The organism is Vibrio sp. V33_P6A3T137 (assembly GCF_009904835.1).
Taxonomy (GTDB): Bacteria; Pseudomonadota; Gammaproteobacteria; order Enterobacterales; family Vibrionaceae; genus Vibrio; species Vibrio metschnikovii.
Map to the genome: position 1 here is coordinate 24,292 of NZ_WXWK01000010.1, position 17,072 is coordinate 41,363.

The 17,072-nt window shown below is 45.6% G+C and carries 15 protein-coding genes; 9 read left to right on the forward strand and 6 right to left on the reverse strand.

Going from position 1 to position 17,072, the window contains the following annotated elements; genetic code table 11:
- Positions 1-32: 32 nt before the first annotated feature.
- Together mrcB and hrpB are read right to left on the reverse strand one after the other, a co-directional pair.
- On the reverse strand, positions 33-2,414 hold the full coding sequence (mrcB, locus tag CAG60_RS00830; protein WP_161438047.1) for a penicillin-binding protein 1B: 2,382 nt from the start codon (positions 2,412-2,414) through the stop codon (positions 33-35).
- Entirely contained in the window at positions 2,411-4,873 is a 2,463-nt protein-coding gene (gene hrpB / locus CAG60_RS00835; protein ID WP_161438048.1) for an ATP-dependent helicase HrpB, read from the reverse strand. Before hrpB ends, mrcB begins: the two co-directional genes overlap by 4 nt.
- A gap of 229 nt (positions 4,874-5,102) precedes the next feature.
- Here hrpB and sfsA point away from each other — a divergent pair, with 229 nt between their 5' ends.
- The 7 genes from sfsA to panC all read left to right on the forward strand — a co-directional run bounded on the left by sfsA (position 5,103) and on the right by panC (position 11,127).
- Entirely contained in the window at positions 5,103-5,849 is a 747-nt protein-coding gene (gene sfsA / locus CAG60_RS00840; RefSeq protein WP_161438049.1) for a DNA/RNA nuclease SfsA, read from the forward strand.
- 132 nt (positions 5,850-5,981) lie between these two features.
- On the forward strand, positions 5,982-6,428 hold the full coding sequence (gene dksA, locus CAG60_RS00845) for an RNA polymerase-binding protein DksA (RefSeq protein WP_072671411.1): 447 nt from the start codon (positions 5,982-5,984) through the stop codon (positions 6,426-6,428).
- A 157-nt stretch (positions 6,429-6,585) separates the two neighbouring features.
- On the forward strand, positions 6,586-7,455 hold the full coding sequence (gene gluQRS, locus CAG60_RS00850) for a tRNA glutamyl-Q(34) synthetase GluQRS (RefSeq protein ID WP_158138874.1): 870 nt from the start codon (positions 6,586-6,588) through the stop codon (positions 7,453-7,455).
- Positions 7,456-7,565: 110 nt separating this feature from the next.
- Entirely contained in the window at positions 7,566-8,936 is a 1,371-nt protein-coding gene (pcnB, locus tag CAG60_RS00855; RefSeq protein ID WP_161438050.1) for a polynucleotide adenylyltransferase PcnB, read from the forward strand.
- Entirely contained in the window at positions 8,933-9,424 is a 492-nt protein-coding gene (gene folK / locus CAG60_RS00860) for a 2-amino-4-hydroxy-6-hydroxymethyldihydropteridine diphosphokinase (RefSeq protein ID WP_158138875.1), read from the forward strand. The genes pcnB and folK overlap by 4 nt, the downstream gene beginning before the upstream one ends.
- A gap of 15 nt (positions 9,425-9,439) precedes the next feature.
- Complete coding sequence (gene panB / locus CAG60_RS00865) at positions 9,440-10,234, forward strand: 3-methyl-2-oxobutanoate hydroxymethyltransferase (RefSeq protein ID WP_040903811.1); 795 nt, start codon at positions 9,440-9,442, stop codon at positions 10,232-10,234.
- An 11-nt stretch (positions 10,235-10,245) separates the two neighbouring features.
- On the forward strand, positions 10,246-11,127 hold the full coding sequence (gene panC / locus CAG60_RS00870; RefSeq protein WP_154170174.1) for a pantoate--beta-alanine ligase: 882 nt from the start codon (positions 10,246-10,248) through the stop codon (positions 11,125-11,127).
- Positions 11,128-11,240: 113 nt separating this feature from the next.
- Here panC and CAG60_RS00875 read toward each other — a convergent pair whose 3' ends face one another.
- Both CAG60_RS00875 and CAG60_RS00880 read right to left on the reverse strand, forming a co-directional pair.
- Positions 11,241-12,011, reverse strand: a complete 771-nt coding sequence (locus tag CAG60_RS00875) for an ABC transporter permease (RefSeq protein WP_004394238.1) — start codon at positions 12,009-12,011, stop codon at positions 11,241-11,243.
- Positions 12,011-12,934, reverse strand: a complete 924-nt coding sequence (locus tag CAG60_RS00880; RefSeq protein WP_154170172.1) for an ABC transporter ATP-binding protein — start codon at positions 12,932-12,934, stop codon at positions 12,011-12,013. The genes CAG60_RS00875 and CAG60_RS00880 overlap by 1 nt, the downstream gene beginning before the upstream one ends.
- A 263-nt stretch (positions 12,935-13,197) precedes the next feature.
- On the opposite strand from CAG60_RS00880, the gene can reads away from it, so the two are divergent.
- Complete coding sequence (can, locus tag CAG60_RS00885) at positions 13,198-13,866, forward strand: carbonate dehydratase (protein ID WP_004394240.1); 669 nt, start codon at positions 13,198-13,200, stop codon at positions 13,864-13,866.
- 77 nt (positions 13,867-13,943) lie between these two features.
- Here can and hpt read toward each other — a convergent pair whose 3' ends face one another.
- Complete coding sequence (gene hpt / locus CAG60_RS00890) at positions 13,944-14,474, reverse strand: hypoxanthine phosphoribosyltransferase (RefSeq protein WP_004394241.1); 531 nt, start codon at positions 14,472-14,474, stop codon at positions 13,944-13,946.
- Positions 14,475-14,860: 386 nt separating this feature from the next.
- Here hpt and CAG60_RS00895 point away from each other — a divergent pair, with 386 nt between their 5' ends.
- Positions 14,861-15,490, forward strand: coding sequence for a LuxR/HapR/OpaR family quorum-sensing transcriptional regulator (locus tag CAG60_RS00895; RefSeq protein ID WP_110167828.1), 630 nt, complete (start codon positions 14,861-14,863; stop codon positions 15,488-15,490).
- A gap of 104 nt (positions 15,491-15,594) precedes the next feature.
- On the opposite strand, the gene lpdA is transcribed toward CAG60_RS00895, so the two are convergent.
- Positions 15,595-17,022, reverse strand: a complete 1,428-nt coding sequence (gene lpdA, locus CAG60_RS00900) for a dihydrolipoyl dehydrogenase (protein ID WP_004394244.1) — start codon at positions 17,020-17,022, stop codon at positions 15,595-15,597.
- Positions 17,023-17,072: the final 50 nt, after the last annotated feature.

The following is a 17,072-nucleotide window of genomic DNA, read 5'->3' on the forward strand; positions in this document are numbered from 1 at the left end:
ATCAAGCCACTATAAATAAGCGAGATTATAGATTACCACCGAAAGAGATTTTTTAACCACTCTTGGGGGCGGTTCTCACACTGTTTCTTCATTTCACCGGTTCGATCCCAAACTGGCAAGGTAAATTCACTGCCGCAATCAACTTGTAAGGCGCCAGAGGCGGTAGGTTTAAAGCCCATCATCGTAATCCCATTTGGCCACGGTAATGATAAGACTTCAGGCATGCGCTGACGTAAATATTCGGCATAGACGCGCAGTGCACCACTCGCTCCGGTTAATTGTGTCGGTTGGTTATCATCGCGTCCAAGCCAAATGGTGGTCACTTCACGGCCATCAACACCGACAAACCAACTATCACGCCGATCACTACTGGTGCCCGTTTTTCCTGCTAATGCCGCCCAAGCAAACTGATTCGTGAGGTATCGCCCCGTACCTTGCTGAACGCCTTGTTTCATGGCGTAAGTGGTCAACCATGCGGCTTGTTCATCGACGACTTGCGAGACCTTAGGGATCGATTGATAAAGCACATTGCCTTGTAAATCAACCACTGAACGTAGCGCAGAGAGTGGCGCTTTTCTACCGGAATTGGTCACGGTTTGATACATTTGCGCCACCTGATAAGGTGTGAGTGAAAATGCCCCTAGTAACATGGCTGGTACAGGACGAATCTCTTGGCCATCGACACCCAATTGCTGCAAGGTTTTTGAGACGTTATCAATGCCTAATGCCATACCCAGTTGCACCGTCGGCACATTGAATGATTTGGCTAACGCTTGATACAAAGGCACATCGCCTCGGTATTGACGATCAAAATTGCGCGGTGTCCAAACACTGCCCTCACTGCCTTTTAGGCTGATTGGCTTATCAATTAAGGTGGTAGCCAAATGGTAACGTTCAGGCTGCGCGAGCGCGGTTAAGTACACGGCTGGTTTGACTAATGAGCCAATCGGACGACTGGCATTAAGGGCGCGGTTAAAACCATCATAACCCGTGCGCTTACCTCCGACCATGGCACGAATTTCACCACTGGTCCGATCGACAGCAATCGCCGCAGCCTCTAATTCATTACCTGCTTGCTTGGCTAATACTGGTACTTGCTCGGCAATGGCTTGCTCCAGCTTGGCTTGCGATACCGGATCAAGCGAAGTAAACACTCGCAACCCTTGATCCGCTTGAAAACGTTCTGCCAATTGCGATCTTAATTCAATCGAAACTTGCTGGAAATAAGCGGGTTGCCGACTGGCGATTCTTGGTTGTGGCTGCACATCCAATGGCCTGGCTATCGCTTGTTGATATTGTTGAGCGGTGAGAATGTTTTGATCCATCATTAATTTCAGTACCAGATCACGTCGTTCACGCGCGCGCTCAGGAAAACGTACTGGATGATAAAAAGACGGCCCTTTAACCATACCGACCAATAAAGCCAGTTGATCAATGCGTAACTCTTGCAGAGGCTGACCAAAATACAACCGCGACGCTAATCCAAAACCATGAATCGCTTCGCGACCATTTTGTCCAAGGTACACTTCGTTGAGGTAAGCCTCAAGGATCCGGTCTTTACTGTAGCGATAATCAATGATCAGCGCTAAATAGGCTTCACGAACTTTTCGCCATAAGGTGCGGTCACTGGATAAAAAGATATTTTTCGCTAGCTGCTGAGTTAAGGTGCTGCCGCCCTGCACCGTTCTTCCCGCTTTAAGGTTGGCAAGCATCGCACGTGCAATCGACCACGGAGAGATACCGTCATGCTGATAAAAATAGCGATCCTCCGTGGCAAGCAAGGCATCAACCATCACTTCGGGAAACTGTTCACGACGTAGGAATAAACGTTGCTCTAACGCATTACGTTCTAACATGCCGAGCATTTTCGGATCTAAACGAAAAAAACCGAGCTGACCTTGGCGCGCTTCTAAAGATTGGATCTGTTGTAAACCGTTTTGATCAAACGTCAGCATCACGTGCCGATCCGCCTCTGGTCCATCAGCGAATTCAAAGGGACGACGAATTAACTCAATACGCGTCGCCGAAGACGAATACTCACCAGCCAAACGAGGTTGACTCACTTTGCGATAATTTAAGATATCCAATTCATTACGCACCTCGGCTAAGGTAATGCTATCGCCCGGTTGCAGAGTCAATACTCGGGCATACATCACGGTAGGCAAATCAAACAATTGGCCTTCAAAGCGCTGTTTGACCACACTATCTAGATACAGCCCAGCAAACAGTAACACGGCCAATAAAGCGAGTGCACACTTCCAAGCGACACCCCACAATCGTCGCCACCAAGGAGAAGTTGCCCGTTGAGCCGTTGAAGAAGAATGGCTTTTGGCAGCCGTTTTTTTCGATGCTTTATTGGTAGGCTCGACTTTTTTCGAAGCTGGCCGTTTAAGCGGAGTTTTTTTATTGGTCATGAGTTTAGATGTCGTTTCGTTTTTGTCGTCGCACTATGGTTAGCCGGATCATCCGGCCAAATATGTTTTGGGTATCGCCCTTTCATCTCTTTTTGTACATCGCGGTAAGCGCCCTGCCAAAAACTGGCTAAATCACGGGTGATCTGTAGAGGGCGTTGCGCGGGGGATAACAACTCCATTACCACGGCTACCCGTCCTTTCGCTATTAACGGCGAGCTTTTTTCACCAAAGACTTCCTGCATTCTCACCGACAACACCGGATCATACCCAACTTGATAACGAATTTTTTTTCGTGTACCCGTTGGCAAAAGATGATGAGTGGGTAACCATTCGTCTAATTGCTGATTCAATGGCCAAGCTAAATAGGCATTCAGAGCTTCAATAATCGGCACTTGCTGCAAAGCCTTTCCAGAACGAATACCGATGAGATAAGGCGCTAACCAATCTGCCAGATGATTCAATAACCCTTCATCGCTCATATCAGGCCATGCCTCTTCCGGCAGCCATTGGCAAGCGCAGCGCACCCGCGCAAGCCATTCTTGGCTAGTACTATCCCAATGTAATACCGAAAGCCCTTGGCGCTGGACAAAATTAAGTAAAGCCTCGGTGATTTTTTCAGATTCAGGGGCAGGAAGCACTTGCCGAGCAATCAGTAACTTACCGAATCGCTGTTGCTTTTCCGCAACAAAGCGCTGGGATTTATCATCCCAATCAACCCACTCCTGCTCGATAAGACGCTCACAGTGATCGGTAACTAATGATTGAATATCAACCTGCAGAGCCGTAAAAATTTGACTTGCTTGCTGCTGGCCACGCAACAAATCCAGCGCAAGCAAATATTGACTACTGGCAAGAGGATGATCATCAAAGGTAAAGGCACCATGACCATTAGCTAAAACATATTGCCCATGACGCCCCCGTTGCTGGGCTAAACGATCAGGAAACGCAAAATAGGCAACACTGGCCAGCAATCGTTCATCCACATCTGAAAGACAAAAACGAGTGCTTAATAGACTCGCTAATGAGCTCGCTCGCTGATCCAATCGGGAAGATTGGCGGTGTAACCGCTGTTGCCAACGATGCAGACTGTGCTGAATATCCAATACTTGCCGTTCAGGCTCCTCCAATAAGGCCGTTAATGCCACAGCCGTCGATAAATAAGCGGGGCTTTGAGTTGCCGCCCAAATGAGCATGGCTGCTAGTCGAGGCTCAACACCTAATTGATGGGCTTGTTTTCCCGCGCTAGTCAGTTGCCCCCGCGTATCCAGTAATTGTAAATCAGCCAACAACGCTTGAGCTTGCTCAAGCGCCGATGGAGGAGGCATATCCAACCATAATAAATCACTGGCTGATTGCGCTCCCCATTGGGCAAGTTCTAAAGCCAGCGAGGCTAAATCACTGTGTAAAATTTCTGGTGGTGGTGTGGATGGCTGCTGCTTCAACTGCGCTTCACTGTACAGTCGCACGCACAAACCAGGCTCTAAACGCCCCGCACGCCCGGCTCTTTGCTGAGCCGAAGACTGACTAATTCTGACCTGTTCTAGGCGAGTAATACCCGTTTTCAAATCAAAACGAGCTCGCCGCTCAAGCCCTGAATCAACCACTAAGCGAATGCCCTCAATGGTTAATGAGGTCTCGGCAATATTGGTCGCTAATACCACTTTACGTTGACCACTCTTGGCAGGAAGCAGCGCTTGTTGTTGCTGCTCAAAAGGCATCTGACCAAATAAGCCATGCACGCTAATCTCGCTGGGCAAGTCGCTGAGCCGCTGTTGTAACTGAGCAATACTGGCCGCACTGGGTAAAAATGCCAGTAACGATCCGCTGTGCTGGGTGAGTAAGCCACGGATCTGCTGCTCCATCACCGCCTGCCAAGTTTGATTGGCCGATAGCGGACGATAGTCAACAGTGACGGGATAACTGCGTCCTTGTGATTCAAGGTAACCAGCGCGAGGCAATAGCGTTTGTAATGCAGAGCTGTCTAAAGTTGCTGACATAACAACAATTTTCAAGTCATCACGCAATGCCATTTGCACTTCCAAACTGAACGCTAAGGCGGTATCCGCGTGGAGACTGCGTTCGTGAAATTCATCAAAGATCACTAAATCGACACCACTTAACTCTGGATCGTGCTGAATCATCCGCGTCATGATCCCTTCAGTGACGACTTCTAAGCGAGTCTGTGCACTAACCTGATTCTCACCACGCACTCGATAACCCACCGTTTGGCCAACCGACTCACCCAATTGCTGTGCTAAATAATAGGCAATATTACGCGCGGCTAGCCTACGCGGCTCCAGCATAATAATCTTGCCGTCGATCAGATTAGCCTGCAAAAGTTGTAACGGAAAACGGGTCGATTTCCCTGCTCCTGGAGGCGCTTTAAGGATCACTTGATTTTGCTGTTGGATAGCACGAAGTAATTCAGGAATAACCGCATCGATAGGTAAAGCTGACAAAATAGCGTCCTTCTCAAAAAGCAACGCAGTATTGTACATAAAAACAGTAGTGAAACCCAACTAACTTACTTTCAGTACATTATGTTGTGTCCCGAAAGTAAACCTTTTACAAACAGTAAAAAGCCAGACGCGATAAGCATGATTGATGGTCAATCCGAATCACTCAACGTGCCTTTAGATTGTTTTTAACGTATAAAATAAGCCTTTCCCTTATCAAACTGGTTATCGGATGCAATTTATCCCTGAGCTACACAGCGCCATCTTAATTAAACGCTACAAACGTTTTTTAGCCGATGTCCAATTAGACGATGGCTCAATCATGACTATTCACTGTGCCAACACAGGAGCAATGATCGGCTGTGCTCAACCCGGTAGCCGAGTATGGTATTCCACCTCCGACAATCCTAAGCGTAAATATCCACACAGTTGGGAACTCACCGAAACCCTCTCCTCTCAACAGATTGTGGTGAATACCTTACGAGCCAATCAATTGGCATTGGAAGCGATTGAAAATGGGACGATTAAGGAGCTACAAGGCTACCCTCAGCGACAGAGCGAAGTAAAATATGGCCAAGAAAATAGCCGAATTGATCTCTTGCTTAGTGGTCCAGATTTGCCAAACTGTTATGTAGAAGTGAAAAGTGTCACCTTACTTGATGATCCTTCTCTCAATCATCACGTAGGAAAGCCATCTGTCGGTCAAGGTTATTTCCCAGACGCGGTAACCTTACGAGGACAAAAACACTTACGTGAACTGACCGAAATGGCCAAAAATGGGAGTAGAGCTGTACTTTTATTCACTGTTTTGCATTCAGGGATTGAAAAAGTCTCTATCGCTCACCATATTGACGCGAACTATTCACAATTGTTAACCATGGCTCAAGAAGCCGGTGTCGAAGTACTGTGCTATAAAGCGCAACTTTCACCACGAGAAATCCAATTAGTATCGCCAATCGAGTTTGTGCCTTCACAGTAAAAAATGATGACACCTTCACATTGACGATAAGTTTACGATTGAGTATTTGCCTCGGCCCCTTCTTTTTGCTATAGATACCCGCCTCAAATTAACTGCTCTCGCAGTTGACTAGGTGTTAGTAGGAGATGCTGTATGCCAGAATCCAAAAAGAAAACGCTAGGCACCCTAGCCATTGCAGGTGTTGAGCCGTATCAGACCAAACCCGGTGAAGAGTATATGTCGCCGGATCAGATCGCTCATTTTACTAAAATTTTAGAAGCTTGGCGTAACCAGCTTAGGGAAGAAGTCAGTCGCACCGTTCACCATATGCAGGATGAAGCAGCAAACTTTCCCGATCCCGTGGATCGCGCGTCTCAGGAAGAAGAATTCAGCCTAGAACTGCGTAACCGTGATCGTGAACGTCGCTTGATCAAAAAAATTGAAAAGACGCTCGATAAGATCAAAGAAGACGATTTCGGCTTCTGTGAATCTTGCGGTGTTGAAATCGGTATTCGCCGTTTAGAAGCTCGTCCAACGGCAGACTTGTGTATCGATTGTAAGACACTGGCAGAAATCAAAGAAAAGCAGATGATGGGCTAACCACAGTCGCAACGCTGATTGATGATAAAAAAGGAGCACCATGCTCCTTTTTTATTGGCGGTGATTTGCTTACTATTGCAAGCTAGCGCGGTTACTCTGCCGCAGCTATTTCAGACTCAACGGACTGTATTTTTTACTACATTTAACTGTTATCACTATGAATTACATCGGTCGCTTTGCTCCCTCACCTTCTGGTCCACTGCATTTTGGTTCGCTGATTGCCGCGTTGGGCAGTTATTTTCAAGCCAAAAGTCAGCAAGGGAAATGGCTGGTGCGCATAGAAGATCTCGACCCGCCACGAGAAATGCCCGGCGCGGCACAATCGATCTTACAAACACTGGAAGCCTATGGCTTAACATGGGATGGTGAAGTGGTTTATCAAAGCCAGCGGCACACTCTCTATCAAGACCAAATCGATGCTTGGCTTAAGTCAGGGCAAGCTTATCGCTGCCAATGCACTCGCCAACAGATCAAGCAAAGCGGTGGATTTTATACTGGCACTTGCCGAGGGGTATTCCTCAATCCGCGCCAGCCTTGTGCGATTCGTCTACGCATGGACTATCCGACTTATCAATTTACCGATCTAAAACAAGGTAACATCACCATTCCTAAGCCATTAGCGGAAGAAGATTTTATCATCAAACGTCGTGATGGCTTATTTGCTTATAATCTCGCCGTGGTCATTGATGATATCGCACAAGGCGTCACTGAAGTGGTCCGTGGTGCCGATTTGATTGAGCCAACCGGGCGACAAATTAGCCTGTATCACACTTTACAACAAAAGCCGATTCACTACTTACATTTACCATTGGCGATGGATGGTAACGGGAATAAACTCTCTAAACAAAATCACGCCCCAGCGATTGATATTGAACATCCCAAACCGACGTTGATTCGTGCGATGCAGTTTTTAGGCTTTGCAATACCGGACGAAGTTATCGATGCTCAGCTCGACGAAATCATTCATTGGGGGAGTCAACATTGGCAAGTCGCGCAGCTCCCTGAAGCGACAAAGATCACACCGTGATTCTCAAACGGCGCTATCTACGCTATTATTAGCCGCAATTCGGCCCATTTAAGCCACAACAGGTGCACCACAACGCTTGAATAGCCAACACCAATCATTGTCAGATGCACATGAATAATAATGAATTAGAAACACGCGAACCTCGCGTATACCCAGAGCTTGAGCTCAACGTAATCACTCGCCAAGAGCATAATATCTCTCGGCAGTTGATTAGCGAAAATGCTTTAAAAGTCTTGTACCGCTTACACGGTGCGGGATTCGATGCTTATTTAGTTGGAGGTGGTGTGCGTGATTTATTGCTCAACCATACTCCAAAAGATTTTGATATTGCCACCAATGCGACCCCAGAGCAGATCCGTCAGCTATTTCGTAACTGTCGCCTGATTGGCCGCCGCTTTCGTTTAGCACACATCATGTTTGGTCGTGACGTGATTGAAGTCGCCACTTTCCGCGGTCATCATCAAGAGATCAATCAACACATCGCAGCGCAGTCAGAAGCGGGCATGCTGTTGCGTGATAACGTGTATGGCACCATCGATGAAGATGCTGAACGCCGTGATTTCACGGTCAATGCGATGTACTACAACATTGCTGACTATAGTATTCATGATTATGCTGGTGGTATTGAAGATCTCGATGATAAGTTGATCCGCTTAATCGGCGATCCACAAACTCGCTATCGTGAAGATCCGGTGCGCATGCTGCGCGCGATTCGTTTCGCCGTTAAATTGGATTTTGATATCGAAGAAGATACCGCCGCCCCGATTGAAACGCTGGCTCCACTATTAAAAGAAATCCCTTCGGCACGCTTGTACGAAGAATCGCTGAAAATGCTGCAAAGTGGTCATGGTTTAGAGACCTATCATTTGATGCGTGAGTACAACCTGTTCCAACAGTTATTCCCGCAGGTTGCTGAATACTTTACGGAAGATTACTCATCACAAACCGAGCAGATGCTTGATTTGGTGCTTGACTCTACTGATTTACGTATCGAAGAAGGTAAACGCATCAATCCGGCCTTTATGTTTGCCGCGTTTCTTTGGTATCCAATGGTCACGATCGCTGAACAATTAATGGCATCCAAAGCGCTTAATTTTTACGATGCGGTGATGGAAGCAAGCAACGATATTCTCGACCAAGTCGTTAAGTCGATTGCGATTCCACGTCGCCATACCACGACCATTCGAGAAATTTGGCAGATGCAGTTGCGTTTACCTCGTCGTAACGGCAAACGCGCCTTCCGCTTATTAGAGCTCAATAAGTTCCGCGCTGGATTTGATTTCCTTGAAATGCGTGGTGAGATTGAAGGCGGCGACGTGCAAAAACTCGCGAAATGGTGGCAAACATTCCAAAATGCGGGACGTAATATGCGCCAAGCCATGGTCAACGACTTAGACAGTGCGGATAGTGACGGTCCGAGTACTCGTCGACGTAAACCGTCCACTCGTAAGCGCAAACCTAAGGGAAAAACAGCGCTATGACCATCGCTTATATTGCGGTAGGCAGTAATTTAGCAAAGCCCATATTACAAGCCAAACAAGCGATTGAGGCACTCAAACAGTTGCCGAAATCACAGTTTATTGCTGCCTCATCGCTGTACAGTAGTACGCCAATGGGGCCCCAAGATCAGCCAGAATACATCAATGCTGTTGTCGTAATTGATACTCAGCTCAGTCCATTAGCTCTGCTAGATTGCACTCAAGCTATCGAACAAGAGCAAGGACGTGAGCGTAAAGCTGAACGCTGGGGGCCAAGAACGCTCGATTTAGATATCCTTCTCTATGGCGATGAGATCATCGATTCACCACGCTTAACGGTACCTCATTACGGTATGAAAGTGCGTGAATTCGTACTTTACCCCCTAGATGAAATAGCCCCTGATTTATCTCTCCCTGATGGAACTAAGCTGAGCGATCTACTCTCAGAGGTTGATCGTAATGGACTTAGTATTTGGCACTCGCCAACCTGAGTATAAGGACATCCTATGAAAAAAATAACCATTAACGACCTGATAAACTGGAAACAGCAAGGCCGTAAATTTCCAACGGTAACCGCCTACGATGCGAGCTTTGCTCAATTGTTTGAAAGCCAAGAAATGCCAGTGTTACTGGTCGGTGACTCTCTAGGTATGGTACTGCAAGGACAAAATGATACGCTGCCAGTGACTATTGCCGATATTGCTTATCACACGCGCTGTGTGAGAGCCGGGAGTCCAAATTGTCTACTGATGGCAGACATGCCCTTCATGAGTTACGCTACACCGGAGCAAGCGTGTGAGAATGCTGCTCAGCTGATGCGTGCTGGAGCCAATATGGTCAAGATTGAAGGCGGCGACTGGTTGGTTGAAACGGTCAAAATGCTCACTGAACGCGCCGTTCCAGTCTGCGCTCATTTAGGGCTTACCCCTCAATCAGTCAATATTTTTGGTGGTTATAAAGTACAAGGTCGAGAACAAGACAAAGCCGATCGTATGGTGAAAGATGCGATCGCTCTACAAGAAGCTGGAGCACAAATTATTTTATTAGAGTGTGTACCAGCGGCCTTAGCAAAAAGAATCACCGAGTTACTTGACGTTCCGGTGATTGGCATTGGTGCTGGTAATAGCACCGATGGACAGATCTTAGTGATGCACGATATGTTCGGTATCTCGGCCAATTATATGCCAAAATTTTCCAAAAATTTCCTCGCAGAGACAGGAGATATGCGCCAAGCGGTCGCCAAATATATGGCTGATGTGTTAAGCGGCGCGTTTCCTGATGATGCACATACTATTGCCTAAAGGAGTAATCCATGCAGACTTTTGCTGATATTTCAGCTCTTCGCGAGCAGATAAAACAGTATAAGCGTGATGGTCGCCAAGTGGCTTTTGTGCCAACCATGGGCAATTTACACGAAGGTCATTTGACCTTAGTTCGTAAAGCCCGTGAATTGGCTGATGTTGTCGTGGTTAGTATTTTTGTCAACCCAATGCAGTTCGAACGTGCCGACGATCTCAATAACTACCCACGCACTTTAGATGACGATCTTAGTAAGTTGAATAGTGAAGGCGTTGAGTTGGTCTTTACTCCGACTGCCGAGACGATTTATCCCAATGGACTGGATAAACAAACCTTTGTTGAAGTCCCAGGGCTTTCCCAGATGCTGGAAGGAGCGTCCCGTCCAGGTCACTTTCGTGGTGTCGCGACGGTCGTTAATAAGCTGTTTAATATTGTTCAGCCTAACATCGCCTGTTTTGGCGAAAAAGATTATCAGCAGTTAGCCGTCATTCGACAAATGGTTCAAGACTTATGTCTAGACATTGAGATCGTCGGTGTCGCTACCGTACGTGAAATGGATGGTTTAGCGATGAGTTCGCGCAATAACTTATTAACCATTGATGAGCGTCAACGAGCTCCCGTACTCGCCCGCACGATGCGTTGGATAAGCAGCACCATCCGCGGTGGTCGAGATGATTATCCCTCGATCATTGAAGATGCAATTGACCAATTACGAGCGGCCGATATTGAGCCTGATAATCTGTTTATTCGCGATGCGCAAACCCTATTACCGATCAGTGCAGAGAGTAAACAAGCAGTCATTTTAATGGCGGCTTTTTTAGGTAAAGTGAGACTTATCGACAATCAAGTGGTTGAACTTAATGCTGATACTAAAAGTAGCAGTGAAGAAGAGTAACCCTTTGCCCTCGGTATATTGAGCGCGATTCTCTAAATAAAAAGGTCAACCTGCTAAAGGTTGACCTTTTTATTCGTGGCTTACCTATCGGTGATAACCATCGATAATAGTGATTAACTGCGTAATCCTTTACCTTTACTCACTAAGTAATGAGCAATCGAATAAAGGACGATAATAAATACCGCCAATACGCTAAATGAAGTCACCACATTAACATCCGAAACGCCTAAGAAACCATAACGGAATGCATTAACCATATAGACGATTGGGTTAATTTTCGATACCGCTTGCCAAAAGTCCGGTAATAAGCTGATTGAATAAAAAACACCGCCCAAATACGTCAATGGCGTAAGAATAAATGTCGGGATGATCGAAATATCATCAAAGGTTCGCGCAAAAACGGCGTTAATTAATCCACCTAAAGAAAACACAATCGATGTCAGAAAAACCGTTGCACAGATAATGCCCCAATGTTCGATTTGTAAGTTGACAAAAAACAATGAAACAAACGTCACTAATGCACCAACCAACAGACCGCGTACCACTCCCCCCATAACGTAACCGGCAATGATCACGTAATTCGGTACTGGCGCAACCAATAACTCTTCAATATTCTTTTGAAACTTAGCACTAAAAAATGACGAAGCCACATTAGAATAAGAGTTGGTGATCACCGACATCATGATAAGACCAGGGACAATATATTCCATATAGCTAAAGCCATTCATCTGACCAATGCGTGAACCGATCAAATTACCGAAAATCACAAAATACAGGCTCATGGTGATCACGGGAGGCACCAGCGTTTGCACCCAAATACGAGTAAAACGAGTAATTTCTTTGCGCAGTAGACTACAAAAAGCCGTCCAATAAATAGCGTACATTAGTTATCCCCCCGATTCGAATCACGCACAATCGTGACAAACAACTCTTCTAAGCGGTTGGCCTTATTACGCATTGAACGTACGCTAACGCCTTGTTGAGTTAACTGTTGAAAAACGGCATTTAAGCCTTGGCTTTTATCGAGTTCAATTTCTAAAGATCCATCAACCATGCGCTGAGAGATCACTTGGGATAACGGTTGCACTTTCTGCTCATCATCGATATCGAGAATAAACGTCTCGACACTCAGTTTACCCAACAGTGCCTTCATGGTGGTGTTTTCAATCAACTCACCACGATGAATAATACCAATATTACGACAGAGCATTTCCGCTTCTTCCAGATAGTGAGTAGTCAGAATAATCGTAATGCCCTGCTGATTAATTTTTTTTAAAAACTCCCACATCGAGCGACGCAGCTCAATATCAACCCCTGCCGTTGGCTCATCTAAAATCAGCAGTTGTGGCTGATGCATCAAAGCTCGAGCAATCATTAAACGCCGTTTCATGCCGCCGGAGAGATTACGAGCACGCTCTTTGCGCTTATCCCATAAATCCAGTTGGCTGAGATACGTTTTCGCTCGCTCTTTCGCTAAGCGCTTCGGTACGCCGTAATAGCCCGCTTGCTGAATAACAATCTGCTCTACGGTTTCAAAAGGGTTAAAGTTAAACTCCTGCGGGACCAACCCCAAATACTGCTTAGCCTGTTCAAGATGAGTATCGATATCATATCCAAATACGTTAACTTGGCCTGAGGTTTTGTTCACCAGAGAAGAAATAATACCGATAGTAGTCGATTTACCTGCCCCATTTGGCCCGAGTAACGCGTAAAAATCGCCTTTTTTTACCGTTAAACTAATGCCTTTCAATGCTTCAAACCCACCTTGATAGGTTTTACGCAACTGATCAATTTCTAATGCATACATATTAATTACAGACTCTAGGCTATGACGATAACAACATCACTAGATGTGCTGGCGAGATGACGTTTTTTCAACCCCTTACATTAGGAAATAATAAAATATCCCCCTATCACTACCATTGCCTCAAATAAGCCGTAGAGGACAAGATTATTTTGCATAAAAACCACTATGATAAACTGCTCAGATGAGTAATCTATCTGCTAATTTATCAGAGAATCGTGTAAGCACATTGTGTATAGTTGGCTCAGTTAATAAAGGGAACGAAGATGCCAGTACTTAAACAGCTTTTTGAAAATAACTCTCGTTGGTCAGAGTCAATCAAATCCGAACGACCAGAATACTTCGCAAAGTTAGCCAAAGGACAGAACCCCGATTTTTTATGGATTGGTTGCTCGGATAGCCGTGTCCCAGCAGAACGCTTAACTGGATTGTACTCCGGAGAGCTGTTTGTTCATCGTAATGTCGCCAATCAAGTGATTCATACCGATCTTAACTGTCTGTCGGTTGTGCAATACGCGGTCGATGTACTAAAAGTGAAACACATTATTGTCTGTGGTCATTACGGCTGTGGCGGTGTGACGGCAGCGATCGATAATCCTCAATTAGGCCTAATCAATAACTGGCTGCTGCATATTCGCGATTTGTACTTTAAGCATCGTCACTATTTAGAGCAGATGCCAGAGAAAGATCGCTCAGACAAACTGGCAGAAATTAACGTCGCAGAGCAAGTCTACAACCTAGGTAACTCCACCATCATGCAAACCGCTTGGTTACGTGGTCAAGACGTTGAGCTGCATGGTATGGTCTATGGTATTGAAGACGGTAAGCTTGAGTATTTAGGTCTACGCTGCGATTCTCAAGAACTGGTTGACGGAAGCTATCATAAAGCGATGGAGAAGATCCTTAATCCACAACATCAGCTATTGTGTCGTTAAATCATAGCTAGGATGCGCTTTAAGCGATGAGGTAATGCCCACATGATGGTGGGCATACTTTTAGGTGAAGATTGATCTTACTCTTGCGGTACGACTTTACCAATGTAAGGCAAATGACGGTACTTCTGTGCATAATCAATACCGACACCGACCACAAATTCATCAGGAATTTCAAAACCAACCCATTGGACATCGACATGAACTTCACGGCGTGAAGGCTTATCTAATAGAGTACAAATATTGATGGAGTTAGGCTCACGTAGCGCTAAAAACTCCTTAACCTTGGTTAGGGTATTGCCAGTATCGATAATATCTTCAACCAGTAAAACGTCTTTGCCTTTGATGTCATCATCCAGATCTTTCAAAATTCGTACATCACGCGAACTTTGCATGCTATTGCCGTAACTTGATGCTGTCATAAAATCGACGTGATGAATTTTATCAATCGCACGAGCTAAGTCGGCCATAAACACAAATGAGCCACGCAATAATCCAACCAAGACTAAATCTTCACTCTCTTGGTAATGCTCAGTAATCTGTTTACCTAATTCACGAATGCGTTGCTGAACATCGTGCTCAGAAATCATCACTTCTACTGTATGTTTCATACCTATCTCATGGGTTAGAGCGACATTCGACACCAGTGTGCAGCCTATCGCAGGTTGGTTCGGTAGGTATAATAACATCGCCGACGCGGGGTGTTAACCTTTCACCACCTTACTGCGCATAATTACCCGACTAAAACACCTATCCTCTTTAACGCTCTGTTTTCCCTCGCCTATTAATATCAGAATGATCAACATCATTCGCTAAACCATCAATAAAACTCATTGAATGACAAGTCATTTCATAACAAAGCGCACTTTTTACCCACAACGTATTGACCTGAAACATATGCACCATTACACTCATACGGTTTTTTAAACAAATTATAAAAAAATCATTAGCGTAACTAAATACGCAACAACTCAGTCAATTGGCAAGGAAAACAACTATGGACGCATCTATTGAGAAACGCCCTAGAACAAGGCTATCTCCACAAAAACGTAAACAGCAACTCATGGAAATCGCGCTAGAAGTCTTCGCGAAACGAGGTATTGGTCGTGGCGGCCATGCTGACATTGCTGAGATTGCTCAGGTCTCAGTAGCCACGGTATTCAATTACTTCCCGACCCGTGAAGATCTCGTCGATGACGTTCTCACTTTTGTGGTGCGTGAGTTCTCTAATTTCTTAACTGACCATATCGATCTCGATTTGCATGCAAAGCAAAATATGCACAATATCGCGTCGGGTATGGTGAGTTTGGCTATCGACGATTGTCACTGGTTAAAAGTGTGGTTTGAGTGGAGCGCCTCTACGCGTGATGAAGTATGGCCACTCTTTATGTCGAGTAATCGTACCAATCAACTGCTAGTGAAAAATGTCTTTTCAAAAGCGATTGAGCGCTCAGAAGTATGTAGCAAACATAACCCTGAAGATCTTGCTACCCTGTTTCACGGCATCTGCTACTCGCTGTTCGTTCAAGCCAATCGAGCGCGTGATGAGGCCGATATGCAGAAACTGGTTAATAACTATTTAAATATGCTCTGTATCTATCAAGGCGATCGCGCAGTAGCTATCTAGTCAGCTGTATCTTGAATAACGGGAGGATCGAATCCCGTTAACTTCAAGAGATAGCAAAAAGCCGCTGAATCATTCAGCGGCTTTTATTATTCAAAAACGATCAATTACTTTTTCTTTTTGGCTTTCGCGTTTGGCAGGTCAGTAATTGTCCCTTCAAACACTTCTGCAGCAAGACCAACTGATTCATGCAACGTTGGGTGAGCGTGAATCGTGAGCGCGATATCTTCTGCATCACAACCCATTTCAATCGCAAGACCAATTTCACCAAGCAGTTCACCACCATTGGTACCGACAATCGCACCACCGATCACACGATGAGTCTCTTTATCAAAGATAAGCTTAGTCATACCGTCTGCACAATCAGAAGCAATAGCACGACCTGAAGCAGCCCATGGGAAAGTAGCGACTTCGTAGTTAAGACCTTCCGCTTTCGCTTCTTTCTCAGTCTTACCAACCCAAGCAACTTCTGGCTCGGTATACGCGATAGATGGAATCACTTTTGGATCAAAGTAGTGTTTCTTACCAGAGATCACTTCAGCAGCAACGTGACCTTCATGGACACCTTTGTGTGCCAACATTGGCTGACCGACAATATCACCAATCGCAAAAATGTGCGGTACATTGGTACGCATTTGCTTATCGACATGGATAAAGCCACGCTCATCAACTTCAATGCCCGCTTTTTCAGCGTCCATCAGTTTACCATTTGGCACACGACCGATAGCAACTAAGACCGCATCATAACGTTCAGCTTCTGCTGGTGCTTTCTTACCTTCCATTGACACGTAGATACCATCTTCTTTGGCTTCTACAGCGGTCACTTTGGTTTCGAGCATCAAGTTAAATTTGTTCTGAATGCGTTTGGTGTACACCTTCACAACATCTTTATCTGCCGCAGGAATCACTTGATCGAACATCTCAACAACGTCGATCTTAGAACCGAGAGAGTGGTAAACCGTTGCCATCTCAAGACCGATGATACCACCGCCCATAATAAGCAGTTTCCCTGGAACTTCTCTTAGCTCTAGTGCATCGGTTGAATCCCAAATGCGAGGATCTTCATGAGGAATAAACGGCAATTTAATTGGACGAGATCCGGCAGCTACGATCGCATTATCGAAGTTAACCAGTGTCTTACCTTCTTCACCATCGACTTCAAGCGTATTCGGACCGGTAAATTTACCAAAGCCATTCACCACGGTTACTTTACGCATCTTAGCCATACCGCCAAGACCACCCGTTAGCTGGTTAATGACTTTTTCTTTCCATAAACGAACTTTATCAATATCGGTTTGTGGTTCACCGAATACAATGCCGTGATCAGCGAGCGCTTTCGCTTCTTCAATCACTTTAGCAACGTGGAGTAGCGCTTTTGATGGGATACAGCCGACATTCAAACAAACACCACCAAGGGTGCTATAACGTTCAACGAGTACGGTTTCAAGACCTAAATCCGCACAACGGAAAGCCGCGGAGTAACCGGCAGGACCTGCGCCCAGTACAACAACTTGGGCTTTAATTTCTTTGCTCATTTCGACCTCTTATAGTCAATATCCCTAACAGGCTGAGTGGAGGGTTCTAT